The following is a 15766-nucleotide window of genomic DNA, read 5'->3' on the forward strand; positions in this document are numbered from 1 at the left end:
AATGGAATAGATTGTAAAAGGTAAAACTAGGTTTAAAAGCCTAAAACAAATTACTTATGTTAATACAAGGTATTAATTAATAAAATCAATAGAATACTAGAATTCTATTGATTTTAGAAAATTTATTGAAAATCCACTAATATTTTTGTATAGTAGTATTAAGGATAATAAAAGAATAGTTAATCAAAGGGGAGTAGTTTTTACAATAAAGCCGTCATTACATGGGATAATCCCATCGGTTTTATTGGCAACTATAAAGTTGTTAACAAGACCTTTGAATTATGAATGATATTCATAGTTCAAGGGTCTTTTTTATTTCCTGAATTCAATAGACAAATGGAGGTTTCATATGGATCTATCGTTATTCTTACAATACGGCTCTATATTATTAGTATTAGTTGTCCTAGAAGGATTATTATCTGCCGATAATGCTTTAGTATTGGCTATTATGGCAAAAGGTCTGCCAGAAGATCAACAAAAAAGAGCTTTAAATATCGGTTTAGCATTAGCCTTTGGATTTAGAATTGGTGCTATCTTTATCATCTCCTTCTTGTTTCATGTTTGGCAAGTTCAGGCGATTGGAGCAGCATACTTAATGTATATTGCTATCAAACATTTTACGAAAAAGGATCATCATGAAAAACAAACCAAAGAAAAAAGTTTCAAAAGTGTAGTTGCTCAAATAGCCTTAGCGGATATAGCATTTGCTGTGGATTCTATTTTAGCTGCGGTAGCTCTAGTTATTGCTCTTCCTGAAACAAGCTTTGGACATATTGGTGGTATGGATACTGCACAATTTATTGTCATTGTTTTAGGTGCATTAGCAGGTTTAATTGTTATTCGTTTTGCTTCAGAGTTATTTATTAAATTATTGTCCGCTCGTCCAAGTCTTGAATCGGCTGCAATGTTAATTGTTGGATGGGTTGGAGTAAAATTACTCATGCATACTCTAGCACACGATGCTGTCCATATCATTCCACATACTTTTGTAGAAGGACCAATATGGAATTCAATCTTTTGGGTGGTAATGATTTCGATTGCTGTCGTAGGCTGGTTTGCTTCTAATCCAAATAAAACAAATTCAAAAACAACTACTAATCTTACCGATGAAAAAGAAAAAGCATCAAACCAATAAAAACAGCTATCACAAAACAATATAATGCACCCAATTGCGACTAATTGGGTGCATTGATTATGTACATTTATGATTCATTACTTCAACATTCCTCCATCAACATTCAACACATGGCCATTGATGAAGTTTGATTCTTCCGAGGCTAAAAATAAATAGGCATAGGCTACATCTAATGGAGTTCCAAAGCGATTCATTGGGGTAATTAGTTTTGTCTGCATCTTAATATGATCTGGAAGTGATTTCGTCATTTCTGTTTCTATAAATCCTGGAGCAACTGCATTCACATTTATTCCTTTGCTTCCAAGTTCTTTTGCCCACGTTTTTGTCATTCCAATCACACCAGCTTTTGCAGCAGCATAATTGGTTTGACCAATATTACCTCCAATTCCAACGATTGATGATGTATTAATAATTTTCCCTTTCCCTTTTTCTAATAAATATGGTAGTACCGCTTGAGTGCAGTGAAAAACACCTGTTAAACTAACATCTATCACCATCTGAAATTCTTCATAACTGAGATTTTTTAAAGTTTTGTCTCTTATTATTCCTGCATTGTTAATTAATATATCAATTCCATTAAAATAATCAGCTACTTCCCGAACCATGACATCTACACTTTCTCTGTTTGCAACATTAACTTGAAAAAATTTAATATTTGGCCATTCCTTTTGTAACTCTTTTTCTTTCTGAATTCCCGTTTCCTCATTTATATCTGCTATCGCAACTTTTGCCCCTTCTTTTGCAAACAATTTCACCGTTTCAAGACCAATTCCATTCGCCCCTCCAGTAATAATCGCCGTTTTCCCTTTCAAACGCATCAATGACCCCCCTACCAATTTATAAAATAATTCTGATAATTTTCTATTATTTTAACAAACAGGAGGAACTTATTGAACTCTCCTTTTTTTGATTTCTTAATCGCTAACGAAATATTAATTTCGTTTAGGTTGGCTAAAAGGGGTTAACTTGCAAATACTTTCATATAATTACATAATACGAATAATTACATCGTAAGTTTTTACAATATAATCACAGATGTACGCAAATTAACTCACTTATAAATAAACAGTCTATTAAATACCTCCAATAAAAAGATTTTGAAGTATGAAAATTACTTTTCCAATGTTTTCATGTTAGAATTTACTATATGAAAATAATAAAGATATATCGACAAAAAACTTTTTTGTAAAGATAATTTGATTTCAACGATTGATTTATTATATTTGCATAACTTAAAACCCCGACCAACAATAAGGAGGCATACCAATGGGGAGTTGGAAAATTTTTTCTAATGATATAAAAAACATTGTAACTAACTGGGTGATCGCAGTTTTAATTGGGGGATTAATTTTTATCCCTTCTCTCTATGCTTGGTTTAATATCGTAGCCTCATGGGATCCATATGGAAAAACGAATCAAATTCCAGTTGGAATTGTTAACGAAGATAAAGGTGGAGTTATACTAGACCAAGAAATTCATGTTGGTGACGATTTAGTCAAATCATTAAAGAAAAATAAAGCAATGGATTGGCATTTCGTCAATCGTGAAAAAGCAATGGAGAAATTAAAATACGGAGAGTTTTTTGCAGTCATCATCATACCGGAAGATTTTTCTAAAAGATTGGGGACAGTCACTAGCGACAATCCTCAAAAAGCAGAAGTTGAATATTTTGTTAATGAAAAAATAAATGCCATTGCACCGAAAATTACACAAAAAGGGGCAAGTGTTATTGTTCAGCAAATTAGCAGTAATTTTATATCGACTGTTAACGGTACGATTTTTAAGATCTTTAATCAATTAGGAATAGAATTAGAAAAAAATTTACCTGATATAAAAAAATTTGAAAACTACATATTTTTATTAGAAGAAAAATTGCCTGAAATACAAAGGATACTTAATGAATCATCAAGTGATGCTGATTTTGTAGAAGGACTTATAGATAAAGTGCAGGGTTACATACCTGAAGTAAAAGATATAACCACAAACGGATTGGAAACTATCGACAAAACCACTCAACTATTACAGAAGGCTGAAGACCAATTTAATGAAATTGCACCAACCCTTGAAGATGACTTCTTGAAAATCCAAAACATGATCAAACAAGTAAATGAATTTGTTAATAAAATTGACTCTTCATCGATTGACTTAACAAATCTAAAAGACATGAATACTTCAATCAATGAAAAACTTGAAGAAATGATTCAATCAACTGAAAAAATAAAGAATACAGTAAGTATACTTTTGGATAAACTTCCATCCGATTCAAATGGAAATTCTCCAGAAGAAATAGATAATAGCAACCTGAAAGATAACATTGATAATATTTTTGAGCAAATAAATACTTTAGAACAAAATTTACAAAAGATACTGGATCAAACGGAGACATTAAGTTCACTAATAAATGATAAACAATTACAAATAGATGATATCTTATCCGGAATAAAAGATCGTACACAAACCATCAATAATAAAGTAAACACTTTTATTACGGAGTATAATGAATCTATTAAACCGTTTGTTAAAGAAGAAATTCCAAAAACGAAAAATCAATTAACGAATGCAAAGAGAATTTTGCTAGAAGTACAAACAACTTTGCCCGAAGTTGAACAATTGTTGTCCCGTACAAAAAATAATTTGGCAGATGGAAAAAAGATGCTTCAATATGCAAATAGTGAACTTCCTTATGTGCAAGATAAGGTGAGTGAATTAGCGAATAAACTCCGAACTATTCAAGGTGAAACCGATATAAATAAGATAATTCAACTTTTACAAAATGATCCAGAAGCAGAAAAAGGATTTTTCGCTGAACCGGTTGTTTTGAATGAAAATTCAATCTTTGCAATTGCAAACTACGGTACGGGAATGACACCGTTTTATACTGTTTTAGCTATTTGGGTTGGAGGTTTGCTACTAATTTCAGTATTATCTACTGATATCCATGAAAAAGAAAAATTTACAGGAAGGCAAATTTATTTTGGACGTTTTTTCACCTTTATGACGATTGGATTTTTTCAATCATTAATCGTTACTTTAGGAGATTTATTTATTATACAAGTTGATGTGAAATCTCCATTTTGGTTCGTTATTTTTGGGTTAATCTGTAGCCTTGTATTTGTGCTTATTATATACACACTCGTATCAGTGTTTGGTGATGTTGGTAAAGCACTAGCAATCATTATGATTGTATTGCAAATTGCCGGTTCTGGTGGAACATATCCGGTCGTTTTACTTCCAAAGTTCTTTCAAATGATCAGTCCTTTTCTACCATTTACATATGCCATTGACATAATGCGCGAAGCAGTCGGAGGGATTGTTTGGAAGAAAGTGTATTATGATTTAACATTTTTATTCATCTTTGGTTTAATAGCTCTGATTATTGGTGTTTTCTTTAAAGAAGCCATTAATCGTATTACTGACAAATTTAAAGAAAAGGTAAAAAGTTCAGATCTATTTCATTGATTTGAATTTGTTAATGTGTGTTTGATTTTTGCATTCCCATATTACAAGGATTGTTAATCCTATTTATAAAAACTCATATTCACTTTCAAAATTCATTAAAAAAGCACTCCTAATAATTGGAGTGCTTTTATACAAATTCTAAATAAAAACAGATTTCTTTTTCTATCACATTGAATCCAACTGAATGATAAGAAATTAACGCTTTTTTATAAATTCTTCATTAGAGAGATTTTTTCATGAATTAAATAACCCCTGTTTCAAAAGGTTCATTTCTAATCGGTAAATTTCTGTTGCTTCTTCATACGAAAGTTTTAAGGCATATGCATGTATGAGATTATGAATCGTAATCCCCATTAACAATCGTATAGCATGAAAAAGTTCCTTACTATTAGTCACATTTAATTTTGTTTGATCTATAGATGAAATAAATTCAATCGATTTCTCATTAATTTCTTTCGAGCAGATCATTCGTTCAAATATTTTTTTTGTTTCATATGTCATATTCAATAATGCATTTCTTAAAAAACTATAATTCTCTTCTTCCTTGATTAAGTCATTATAAAAATGAAGAAAAGTCCTTTCAAGATCTCCATTATATGATTTGAGGATTTGTAAAAACTGTATCCTTTTTTCTTTCGCATACTCGCCTAGTATAAAAAAATAAATATCTTCTTTATCATCGAAATATTGATAAAAACTGCCTCTTGGAATACCTGCACCTTTTATAATGTTAGCAATCGAAGCTTCGTATAAAGGAGCTCTCGAAAATTCTCTCCTTGCTTCATTAATTAACGTTTGCCGCTTATTTTCTGGAAGATTGAAAAATGTAATTTTTGGCATTTTGCTACTAACTCTCCTGCTTATGAAATAATTGAATAGGTGTAGATAAATGACTATCATCATTCGATTGTTTTTTTATCAATCTCACTTCACGTTGAAGCTTTTCCATTTTGTTATCTAAATGACTAGCCGTTTCTGCAGCTTCTTTTAACTCATCCTTAATACGTTGAGGTATTTCTTTATTATATTTATAAAAAATTTTGTGCTCTAAACTTGCCCAAAAATCCATAGCAATCGTCCGTATTTGTATTTCTACAAATACATCCTCTATTCGATCAGACATAAAAATTGGAATTTTTATAATTAGATGCAGGCTTTGATAACCATTTGGCTTCGGATTTTTTATGTAATCCTTAATTTCAAATACTGTAATATCTTTTTGCCTTTGTAACATATCGCTAATTTTATAAATATCGGACTTATACGAACATGTAATTCTTATTCCAGCAATATCACGAATAAATTCTTTAATATTTTCTAACGTAATGTCTAACCCTTTTCTTTGCATTTTCCCAATGATGCTTTCAGGTGTTTTTAATCGTGATTTTACGTGCTCGATCGGATTATAATCATGAAAATATTGAAATTCTTGAGATAAAATATTTATTTTTGTATTTACTTCCTCTAAAGCGAATTTGTAAGGTAACATTAAACGAAGTAAGTCAGTTTTTGAAAATTTTAATGGGTGAACATCTATCTTAGCTGTCATACTATTCCTCTTTCATTTCATTTTGGTTGGACATTTATGACCTTTGGCCTAGGACATAAAGTCGCTTGCACTCCTAATTTTTGAAGCTTTTCCACAATTCGTTTCATTTTATTAGACTGATTCTTTTCATTTTCTTTATTTGTTTTTTGTTTAGACATGACACAGTGTCACCTCCATAATTTTATGCTATATGACACTGTGTCACATGTCAATATCTATTCATCTTTTGTCACTTAACTGACAATTTAATATCTATAGGATGTTCAAAAAAAATAGCTAGGAAGGGACCTAGCTATTTTTTAAAAGATAATGGCTTTTTAATAAAAATAACACTACTATTTGGATATGAACCTCTCATATTTTTTATAGATGAAGAATAATATATTTTAACCTTCTTTTTCTCTTTTTTTCTGCTACTAATCTCTTCAAAAGAATATTAATGGTCCCACCCCTTTATATCTAAAAATTTCCTTTCTAAATTGCTCCTTTTAATGCCTTTTTCTTTAGCCATGGTTGTGAAAGCCAGCGTCGTAAAGCAAATATTCCTCTGAACCATTCATCAATTCCTTGGGCGAGCCAAACTCCTAAAAGACCTAATTCGAATGTAATACCTAAAACGTAACTTAATACAGCTGCAACTCCCCACATCGAAATTACTCCTATTACTACAGGAAACCGAACATCTCCTACAGATTTCAATGCCCCCATCAAAACAATATTCATTGCACGACCTGGTTCAATAAATACAACTGCCCATAAAACAGGAATGGCAATCGCTAGAATGTCAGGATTGTCGGTAAATATCGATAAAATTGGAGATCCTATTAATGCAACAGAAAGTGAAACTATTGTTGAAACCATCATCGAAATTTTTAACGTTTTTAGTCCACGTTTTAATGCTCGATCATATTGTTTGGCCCCTATATATCGAGCCACTAACAATTGAGTCCCTTGTGCAATGGCCACTGTAAATAAGAAACAAAGCATCGATATATTTAAAATATAAACCCTTGCTGCTAATGCATCGTCCCCAATTATTGCAACAAAGCTTGTAATAACGACTTGTGAAAGTTGATACGACAAGTTTTCCCCGGCAGAAGGAACTCCGATGGAAAGCAATCCTTTCATATCTTCTCTATGAATCTTAAATATGTCTTTAAAATGAAAAGTTAGAGCAAGTTTTTTATACACAAAATAAAAAAGAGCCATTACTAAAAATAGTCTAGCAATTATAATTGAAACCGAAACACCAAATACACCAGAAACTGGGATCCCGAACCAACCTTTAATAGCAATAAAATATCCAACAATACTAATAATATTCATAATTACTGTCACGAACATGGTTTCTTTCGTATGTCCGTAACTTCTTAATACAGCACTTAAAGCTAAAGCAATTGATTCTAGAATTAAAGAAAGTCCTGTAACCGTTAAAAATGTATAAGCATGATCATAAACTTCTCCGCTTAGTCCATAAAAATTTAAAAAAGTGTTAGCAAAAACAATAACAACCACCATTAACACCATGCCGCCCCAGAAATTCATCCCAAATGCTGAACGTGCTAGTTGGCGAGCTTTTGCTAATTGATTGGCACCTAAATTTTGACCAATAAGAATGGTTGCTCCAATTGCTGTAACATTGAAAATTAATATAAAAATATTAATAATTTGAGTCGCAACCCCAACTCCTGCCACTGCATGATCGGAATACCCACTCAAAATCAAGGTTGCAATAATCCCTACACTCATATGTAGAGTAATTTCAATAAATAGCGGCCAAGTAATACTAAATAATGATTGATCTTGATATTTATTTTTTTGAATGTCCAAGTTGATCTGTTTCTCCTCACACTATAAATTTTTATTATTTTAGTTTACAACTTTTTCAATGATTTGACATGTATATTTATTGGCAGTATTCCTTTTATTTTCTTTACACCTAATTCGTGTGAACCAATTATGCGAAATTTTCAAAAGGAAAAATCATGAGAAATTGGCCATATTGATACAGTAGAAAAATCGTTTTATTGTATTCTAACGGCAAATGACAAAAATGACGCATTTTAGAATTTATGAAGAACCTTTAAGAATGAATGGGGAATTCTCAACGGAAACAGGATATGATGGTTTCGATATTTTTGTTGTCTTTAAAATTTCAAGTTTAAAGTTATTACCAATTCATTTTTATTGTCTTTTCATTTCTATCATACGAATTGGAACCTTTTTATATAAAGATCGCTCGTTATATAATTTGAAAAGGTGAAATTTTTTATTACCAATATCACACCCCTCTTTTCATATTACCCCATTACTTTTATCTTACGTTTATTTTTTAACTTTACCCTAATGAAACAAATGATGAAAAGAATTGGAATGTAAACAAAAGTAAAAACCATTCCTATATAAGTTACAATATCAGTGAGAATGTAATAATTACGTAATTCAATATATTCGACATTGAAAAAATGAAATAATATTAGAATACTTATTAAGAAATATGTTGGCTTCACTTTATTAAACGTAAACTTTAAAGATCTAATCGCTGACCATAAATAAATACAAATAACCGGTAAAATGACTAATAACCAAGTAAAGATAAAAATAAACTCAAAACGTTCTAAAAAAGAAAATTTAATGATTTTAATCATAGTCAATGTTGGCCATGTTAGATATTTAAGTTTTCCTTGAGTAAAATAAATAAATGTCACAAATGCAATTACAGTATACAAAATAGTAGTATATATTAACGCCACATGCCCCCATTTTGTGTTTTTTTCTCCATCCTTAATAAAAGGAAAAAAAACAAGTACTGTTTCAAATCCAAAAAAAAGTGATACTGCTTCCTTTGCCGACTGTAGATATTCTGTAATACTATGATTAAACAAAGGTAATACATAAGTGATTTCTGAAAACCTAATTAAATAAAAAAGAGATAAAAGCATAAAACTAGGTATGACTATCCCCCAAAAAGCAATGGCCGAAATTACTCTAAATCCCCCGGAAACAATATAATAAATCAGTATTAAAAATATTAAAGAGAATTCCCACGTAGCAACTCCACTAAAAACCCAAATTTGTAATATATTAATGTAACTATATAGTACATAGAGACTTGCTAACGAAAAATAAAATGCCATCAATACATTTAACGTTCCTCCGAAAAATTTTCCAAATACATCTTTATGAAAAGAAATGATATCTTTGGAACTCGAATGTTTTAAAATATATAACATCATGAGAAATAGAATCTGGGTAATGATCCCCAAAATTATTAAAACAAGCCATGAATCATTACCCGCTCCTTTAATAATTTTTGATTGAAAATTTAAAAAACTCAACCCGGTTTGGGCACCATGCATTAGAAAAAAAAGAAAGTAGGAAGAAACTTGGTTACTGACTTTTCCATTCATCTTCACGTTTCCCATCCTATATAATCAGTCGGCAAGACCAGAGTGGATAATTTCTAACTCAACGTTCACATGAATTGGTAGCTCTGAGTACATTTGATAAAATTTATTTTTATCCCAGTTCCTATCTTGTGAGCGAACAATATTTCCTAATCCTATCGGGTCTACTTCATTTTCTTTGAACTTTTTTATAATGCCTTGTATATCATTTTGTATATTTTCTTCAATAATATTTTTTAATTTTGTATAATCTTTTTCATCATGCATTTTAAATCGTTCAGGATATTGTGTAAGAGTTATTTGTACTTTCAAACGAAGATTTAATTCTTTCTTTTTTTTATCCCAATCCCATTTACTTTTACTAGAGGAAAATCGAATAGCTATCATTTCATTCCTATTATTCCCATCAAGCTCTATTTTATAATTAGCATTTGTTTTTTCATCGACTAACAATGAGAAGATAGATGATTCTTCTGAGTTCAAATGCAACTTCAGTTTATCTCCCTTAAAAATTCCTAGACCTATAATTTTTAACCGTTCCTGTCGATCAACGGTAATTAAAGGTACATAAGCATCCATCCCCTCCCCGAAAAAATTGTTTAAAAAAACATGAAGATTCATGAACGGGATAAATTCATCTCTCATATTTTGTTCAATCTGGTCTGCCAAAGTAAGTGATTTTTCTTTTTTAAATTTTTTTAATGTTTCTCTTGCAGATTCTGTACTAACTGCTATTTGAATATTTGTCCCCAGTTCTGGTGTTAAAATAAATCTCTTTACTATGTCCCGAATGCCTGTCCTTGCAAATTTATTTCCAAATAGTAAAACTCTAATTTTCGCCATTCGCATAGGAGTGTTAGTTTTTGTTGACAATTCGGATACAAGAATGGGACTATTGTTATTTTCTTCCTCTAAATATTTAATTATGTCTGAGCTTTTACTTTTTGCAAATTCTGGAATTAACGCAGTCGCAACTAATTCCCCTTTATCATTAGTATCCATCCCATAAACATGTATAATTCCAATTTTGTCAACAATTTTTGTTCTTGCACATCCAACAATAAGAACAGAGAAAATAAACAAAATGGTGAGAACATGATAATTTCGATTTCTTCTCATTTGCTCCAGTCCTTAATTTTTAGTAGTTATTCAGAATTTAAGCCTTCTTCTTTGTCTTTATTTGAAGAAGGTATAAAACGTAGGATACTTAAAGGTCGCATATACCATGGACGCTTATCATATTTAACATATTTTGGTCTAATAAAAGAACTTAAGACTGCTTGTTTTCGGAAAGGATAAACAGGGACTAAATATGGGACTCCTAATGATTTCAATCTTGCCAAATGAACAATTAAAAAAACGAGTCCTACATATATACCTAATCCTCCCCAAACCGCAGCTAAAACAATAAATGGATATCGAAGTAATCGAACTGCATTAGACATTTTATAAATGGGAGTTGTAAAAGATGTTAACGCTGCTAATGCCACAATGATGAGCAAAATATTACTTGTCAAAGCTGCTTCAACTGTTGCTTGACCAATAACAATTGCCCCTACAATACCTAGTGTTTGACCTATTTTTGTTGGAAGCCTTGCTCCTGCTTCACGTAAAAGATCAATGGTAACTTCTAAAAATAATGCTTCTATTACTGGCGGAAAAGGAACGTTAGCTCGTGAATAAATGATTGGCCCTAATAATTCCTTTGGGATAACTTCAAAATGAAAAGTTAAAATTGCTACATAAAATGAAGTTGAAAAAATAGAAAATAACATCCCGAAAATTCGTATTAATTTAAAAAAAGATGCAATTACAAATGGGAGATAAAAATCCTCTGGGTTAGAAAAAAACTCCATTAATGGTGCCGGACCGATAACGGCATATGAAGATTTATCACTTATTAAAACCACTTGCCCTTGAATGATTGAGCCAACAACTCTATCTACACGTTCTGTAGAAATAAATAAAGGGAATGGAGTGGTATTATTATCGGCTAACAATTGCTCTAAATGTGTATTATCAAAAGTAACATCGATATCTAAGTCCTTAATTCTTTGTCTTAACGTATTCACATATTCCGGATTTGTGATACCGTCTAGATATGCTAGTACAACTTTTGTTTTTGTTCTTGTTCCAATTTCCATTTCTTCAAAAATGAGATCAGCGGTATTTAAATGATCCCTTATTAAATGAATATTTGTAAAAAGATCCTCAATAAATCCAATTTTAGGTCCAATAACACTGAATTCATTTTGAGTGTCATTCATTTCCCGTTGGCCCAATCGATGAAAACTAATATTTATTAGTGCGAATTCATCCATTTGATTCTTAAAATAAATGATTAAACTTCCATTGTGCAGAGATTTTTCTATTTCCTTAGGATCGTTTGAAAATTTTATGTTTTCAATTGGTATGATCTTTTTTAAGTCATGGATTCCATTTAGTTCCGGTGCTTTTTCTATTAAAATAGGCAAAACTGATTGTTGCAGAATATTTGAATCAATAAGCGTTTTATAAAAACTTATTAATAAAGAAGGATTTTCTTCAGATGGAGCAAACGTAGAGAAATCTGATGATTTATTTGCTTTTTCAAATACTTCATCAATCGTTCTCTCAACAGATTCATAATTAGTTGAAAACTTTTTTCTTCTCACCCTCTTTTTCCTAAACATAAATCCTCCTATATCCCATTTAGAATGATTTTATAATTAGTATGGATGACAAATTAGAAAATTATGTTAAGACGGACTACCATAAACGTTCAATAGTTTTTGCTTTTTTTTTAAATTAGCTGGAGCAGGATAAAAATTCTTATATTTTATGGAGCTTATGTTGAATGAGAGAAAACGAAAAGAAGGAACCAATAAAGGATGATTCGGGCTAAATCTACTAAGTAAAAATGTGTCTGAATTTCTCTTAACCAACCACATATCTAGCTCTTACATTCTTTTCACATTTATGAAGACAATTTATTTGAATGTAACATAATCATATAATATACTTATATTAAGTTACTTTGATTAAGGGGTAATCAACAATGGAGTATGTAGAAGCGTTTAAAGACTTGAAACAAATTAACTCCATAAAAAAATATTTAAAAAAACATTCGGAAAGAGACTATGTATTATTTGTATTCGGGATTAATACTGGTTTAAAAATTTCTGAAATGCTAACGATAAAAGTAAAAGACGTAATTGATATAAACGGTCGAATCAAGGATTTTTTGATTATTCATTCAGATGAACTACATACAAAGAAAGAAATATTTCTAAACAATAAAGTAAAAAAGGCGTTAGTAGATTACATTACTTCAAAAAAATTAAATAGTGAAGATTTTTTATTTCAATCTTCGAAAACGAAAAGGCCAATTTCACGTCAACAAGCATACAGGGTATTAAATAAAGCAGCAGAAGCTATTGGTATTAAGTCCAAAGTAGGAACCAATTCATTAAGGAAAACCTTTGGATATCATGCATACAAAAAAGGAGTAGCCATCTCCTTAATTCAAAAACACTTTAATCATGCTACTCCTTCAGAAACTTTAAGATTTCTTGGAATATCTAAAACTGATGAAATAAAAACGAAAATTGATGTGAATCTTTAATTTATTATAGAATATCATTGATATAATCAATAAAAACCTATAAGGAGGATTATTTGAATGAATATTAGAGAAAGTGAACTTCCTGGAATCGGGTGTAAATTTGAAATCATAACGAGAAGTCAGGATAAATTGGTGATCGTAATTCATGATGATGGAAGAAGAGAGATTTACCATTTTGATCCAAGCGATTATGAAGAAGTGATTAGCAACGTTACTTTAACAGATCAAGAAGCTAGACAAATAGCTGGTATACTTGGCGGAATGGCTTACAATCCTAAAATGCTTGAAACTGTTGAATTTGCCTTTGATGAATTAATTATTGAATGGTTTAAAGTTGAACCAAATGCTCCAGCAGTTAATAAAAAAATTGGTGAATTAAATATAAGAAATAAATTTGGAATTACAGTTATTGCAATAAAAAAGAAAAGCTCAAACAAAACCATTAACCCTGGACCAGAGACAGTCATTGAAGCAGGAGATACATTAGTATTTTCAGGAGAAAGACATCAAATTAATGATATTATAAAAAATTTACTAACGAGTAAGGGGTGATGGATATCGATGAATCATTTAGTACTGGAAGTAGGGATTGCACTTATCCTCATAGCAATTGGTTCAATAATTGCTAATAAGCTCAAGTTTTCTATTATACCCTTTTTAATTGTAATAGGAATGCTTGTAGGTCCACATGCTCCAACATTTGGAATTATTGATCTAACTTTTATTCAAAGTGACGAGATTATACAATTTCTAGGAAGAATTGGGGTATTATTTCTTTTATTCTATTTAGGGTTGGAATTTTCAGTTGGAAAGCTTGCCAAATCAGGTAAAAATATTGTTTTCGGTGGAAGCATTTATGTAGCGTTAAACTTTGTTTTAGGGGTTATATATGGTTTACTGGTAGGAATGCCATGGTTGGAAACCCTAATAATTGCTGGACTTCTTAGCGTTTCCTCAAGTGCTATTGTGGCGAAGGTTCTCGTAGATTTAAAAAGAACTGCTAATCCTGAAACTGAGCTAATTTTAGGAATGATCCTCTTTGATGATATCTTTCTTGCACTATTTTTAACAACAATGTCTGGTATTTTACTAGCTGGATCAACATCCTTTATTGGAATCAGTATCTCTGTTCTAATTTCGATTGGTTATATGATCTTGTTCTTTATTATTGCGAAAAAAGGTGCAGGCCTACTTAATAAATGGTTAAATATAAAATCTGATGAAATTTTTATTATAGTTATCTTTGCCACCTTATTTTTCGTGGCAGGATTTTCCGAAACTATTCACGTTGCTGAAGCAATCGGGGCATTATTATTAGGTCTTGTATTTTCTGAAACTGAACACCGCGACAGAATTGAACATTTAGTTGTACCTTTTAGAGACTTTTTTGGAGCGATATTTTTCTTTAGTTTTGGACTAAGTATTGATCCTTCGACATTAATTGATGCCATTTGGCTTTCATTAGGTGCTGTCATTGTTACTATTATAGGAAATTTAATTGCCGGAATCGTTTCAGGTAGAAATGCAGGTTTATCCTATAAAGCATCTACAAATATTGGATTGACCATAATGGCAAGAGGAGAATTTTCCATAATTGTCGCCAATTTAGGAATCACTGCGGGGTTAAGTCCTATATTAACTCCTTTCACTGCCCTTTATGTCCTCATTCTTGCTATCATAGGACCATTTTTAGCGAAGGAAAGTAAAATGATATACAAGCTCTTGAATAAAATCTTCCGTTGGGAACACAAAACACAAAAAAGTCATTAAGATAAGATAATAAATCACTCGTAATTGGAGTGATTTATTTATTTATTTGAAGAATAAATATAGTTCTCATTTTTTTATCTTTCCTAAAATTACGTTTTATATCCCTTTTATAATACTGGATGCTCACCATCCGTCCTTATCTCAATTCATCAATACTCTTTCATTATAATTCTTCCCAAAATGTGGTTAACAAAACACCGAGCCGATTTGGTCGGTGTTTTGCTTTGTAACGTTATTTTCTTAAAATTTTATCCATAGACTTACCCTTAGCTAATTCATCAATAAGCTTATCTAAATAGCGGATTTCACGCATGATTGGTTCCTCAATTTCTTCAACGCGGATTCCGCAGATAACCCCTTTAATCAACGACCTTGCTGGATTCAGTTCGGGAGCCTCTGTAAAAAATGTTTCAAAGTCTGTTTTCTTTTCCAAATGTAATTCTAACTCTTCCTGACTATAGCCTGTCAACCAACGAATAATTTCATCAACTTCTGATTTTGTACGCCCCTTTTTTTCCGCCTTTGCTACATAATGTGGATATACACTAGCAAAACTCATTGAATAAATTCGATGTTTCGACATGTCCATCATTCCTTATATTGTTTTCTTTATTATAATCTTTTACTTTCCTTAGTTCTATAATTTGAACAATTGATTAAAGTGATATATGAATGATGATGAAATTTTTTATAAATTTTACGTTTTAACAGTTTTGGAATTATAATATAATTAATATATTATTCTAAAAAAGAGGAAATAATCTGTGGATCTACGTCAAGTTTTTGGACACAAAAAGATTAAGTTTTTTTGCACAACAACCATTCATGGATTGTTCCACGTC

Annotated in this window: 14 protein-coding genes; 5 read left to right on the plus strand and 9 right to left on the minus strand. The window is 30.9% G+C overall.

What is annotated here, in order from left to right:
* Positions 1 to 349: 349 nt before the first annotated feature.
* Positions 350 to 1135 (plus strand): TerC family protein, encoded by a 786-nt coding sequence (locus AC3ASS_RS11020; protein WP_488283581.1) that lies wholly within the window; start codon positions 350 to 352, stop codon positions 1133 to 1135.
* A gap of 77 nt (positions 1136 to 1212) precedes the next feature.
* On the opposite strand, the gene AC3ASS_RS11025 is transcribed toward AC3ASS_RS11020, so the two are convergent.
* Positions 1213 to 1953, minus strand: coding sequence for a beta-ketoacyl-ACP reductase (locus AC3ASS_RS11025; protein WP_488283582.1), 741 nt, complete (start codon positions 1951 to 1953; stop codon positions 1213 to 1215).
* Between the two features lie 448 nt (positions 1954 to 2401).
* Here AC3ASS_RS11025 and AC3ASS_RS11030 point away from each other — a divergent pair, with 448 nt between their 5' ends.
* The gene (locus AC3ASS_RS11030) at positions 2402 to 4594 is read left to right on the plus strand and encodes a YhgE/Pip family protein (protein WP_488283583.1); all 2193 of its coding nucleotides are present in this window, start codon (positions 2402 to 2404) and stop codon (positions 4592 to 4594) included.
* 234 nt (positions 4595 to 4828) lie between these two features.
* Here AC3ASS_RS11030 and AC3ASS_RS11035 read toward each other — a convergent pair whose 3' ends face one another.
* The 7 genes from AC3ASS_RS11035 to AC3ASS_RS11065 form a co-directional block, all read right to left on the minus strand.
* Positions 4829 to 5434 (minus strand): TetR/AcrR family transcriptional regulator, encoded by a 606-nt coding sequence (locus tag AC3ASS_RS11035; RefSeq protein WP_488283584.1) that lies wholly within the window; start codon positions 5432 to 5434, stop codon positions 4829 to 4831.
* 7 nt (positions 5435 to 5441) lie between these two features.
* Positions 5442 to 6143 (minus strand): GTP pyrophosphokinase, encoded by a 702-nt coding sequence (locus AC3ASS_RS11040; protein WP_488283585.1) that lies wholly within the window; start codon positions 6141 to 6143, stop codon positions 5442 to 5444.
* 17 nt (positions 6144 to 6160) lie between these two features.
* Complete coding sequence (locus AC3ASS_RS11045; RefSeq protein WP_488283586.1) at positions 6161 to 6301, minus strand: hypothetical protein; 141 nt, start codon at positions 6299 to 6301, stop codon at positions 6161 to 6163.
* Between the two features lie 316 nt (positions 6302 to 6617).
* The gene (locus AC3ASS_RS11050; RefSeq protein WP_488283587.1) at positions 6618 to 7973 is read right to left on the minus strand and encodes an MATE family efflux transporter; all 1356 of its coding nucleotides are present in this window, start codon (positions 7971 to 7973) and stop codon (positions 6618 to 6620) included.
* Positions 7974 to 8443: 470 nt separating this feature from the next.
* On the minus strand, positions 8444 to 9553 hold the full coding sequence (locus AC3ASS_RS11055) for a GerAB/ArcD/ProY family transporter (protein WP_488283594.1): 1110 nt from the start codon (positions 9551 to 9553) through the stop codon (positions 8444 to 8446).
* A gap of 24 nt (positions 9554 to 9577) precedes the next feature.
* Positions 9578 to 10669, minus strand: a complete 1092-nt coding sequence (locus AC3ASS_RS11060) for a Ger(x)C family spore germination protein (protein ID WP_488283588.1) — start codon at positions 10667 to 10669, stop codon at positions 9578 to 9580.
* A gap of 26 nt (positions 10670 to 10695) precedes the next feature.
* A complete protein-coding gene (locus tag AC3ASS_RS11065) occupies positions 10696 to 12222 on the minus strand; it encodes a spore germination protein (protein ID WP_488283589.1) in 1527 nt (508 codons plus the stop codon).
* A gap of 365 nt (positions 12223 to 12587) precedes the next feature.
* On the opposite strand from AC3ASS_RS11065, the gene AC3ASS_RS11070 reads away from it, so the two are divergent.
* From AC3ASS_RS11070 to AC3ASS_RS11080, 3 genes are read left to right on the plus strand one after another with little or no spacing between them, the layout of a single operon-like run.
* The gene (locus AC3ASS_RS11070) at positions 12588 to 13154 is read left to right on the plus strand and encodes a tyrosine-type recombinase/integrase (RefSeq protein ID WP_488283590.1); all 567 of its coding nucleotides are present in this window, start codon (positions 12588 to 12590) and stop codon (positions 13152 to 13154) included.
* Positions 13155 to 13211: 57 nt separating this feature from the next.
* The gene (locus AC3ASS_RS11075; protein WP_488283591.1) at positions 13212 to 13706 is read left to right on the plus strand and encodes a cation:proton antiporter regulatory subunit; all 495 of its coding nucleotides are present in this window, start codon (positions 13212 to 13214) and stop codon (positions 13704 to 13706) included.
* Positions 13707 to 13715: 9 nt separating this feature from the next.
* On the plus strand, positions 13716 to 14924 hold the full coding sequence (locus AC3ASS_RS11080) for a cation:proton antiporter (protein ID WP_488283592.1): 1209 nt from the start codon (positions 13716 to 13718) through the stop codon (positions 14922 to 14924).
* Between the two features lie 232 nt (positions 14925 to 15156).
* On the opposite strand, the gene AC3ASS_RS11085 is transcribed toward AC3ASS_RS11080, so the two are convergent.
* Entirely contained in the window at positions 15157 to 15507 is a 351-nt protein-coding gene (locus AC3ASS_RS11085) for a DUF2200 domain-containing protein (protein ID WP_488283593.1), read from the minus strand.
* Positions 15508 to 15766: the final 259 nt, after the last annotated feature.

It is taken from the genome of Bacillus sp. JST-5 (genome assembly GCF_057747715.1).

Excerpts from the sequence above, each read along its gene's own strand:
- AC3ASS_RS11020 (WP_488283581.1), top strand. The coding sequence starts at position 350 with ATGGATCTATCGTTATTCTTACAATACGGCTCTATATTATTAGTATTA.
- AC3ASS_RS11025 (WP_488283582.1), bottom strand. The coding sequence starts at position 1,953 with ATGCGTTTGAAAGGGAAAACGGCGATTATTACTGGAGGGGCGAATGGA.
- AC3ASS_RS11030 (WP_488283583.1), top strand. The coding sequence starts at position 2,402 with ATGGGGAGTTGGAAAATTTTTTCTAATGATATAAAAAACATTGTAACT.
- AC3ASS_RS11035 (WP_488283584.1), bottom strand. The coding sequence starts at position 5,434 with ATGCCAAAAATTACATTTTTCAATCTTCCAGAAAATAAGCGGCAAACG.
- AC3ASS_RS11040 (WP_488283585.1), bottom strand. The coding sequence starts at position 6,143 with ATGACAGCTAAGATAGATGTTCACCCATTAAAATTTTCAAAAACTGAC.
- AC3ASS_RS11045 (WP_488283586.1), bottom strand. The coding sequence starts at position 6,301 with ATGTCTAAACAAAAAACAAATAAAGAAAATGAAAAGAATCAGTCTAAT.
- AC3ASS_RS11055 (WP_488283594.1), bottom strand. The coding sequence starts at position 9,553 with ATGAATGGAAAAGTCAGTAACCAAGTTTCTTCCTACTTTCTTTTTTTT.
- AC3ASS_RS11060 (WP_488283588.1), bottom strand. The coding sequence starts at position 10,669 with ATGAGAAGAAATCGAAATTATCATGTTCTCACCATTTTGTTTATTTTC.
- AC3ASS_RS11065 (WP_488283589.1), bottom strand. The coding sequence starts at position 12,222 with ATGTTTAGGAAAAAGAGGGTGAGAAGAAAAAAGTTTTCAACTAATTAT.
- AC3ASS_RS11070 (WP_488283590.1), top strand. The coding sequence starts at position 12,588 with ATGGAGTATGTAGAAGCGTTTAAAGACTTGAAACAAATTAACTCCATA.
- AC3ASS_RS11075 (WP_488283591.1), top strand. The coding sequence starts at position 13,212 with ATGAATATTAGAGAAAGTGAACTTCCTGGAATCGGGTGTAAATTTGAA.
- AC3ASS_RS11080 (WP_488283592.1), top strand. The coding sequence starts at position 13,716 with ATGAATCATTTAGTACTGGAAGTAGGGATTGCACTTATCCTCATAGCA.
- AC3ASS_RS11085 (WP_488283593.1), bottom strand. The coding sequence starts at position 15,507 with ATGTCGAAACATCGAATTTATTCAATGAGTTTTGCTAGTGTATATCCA.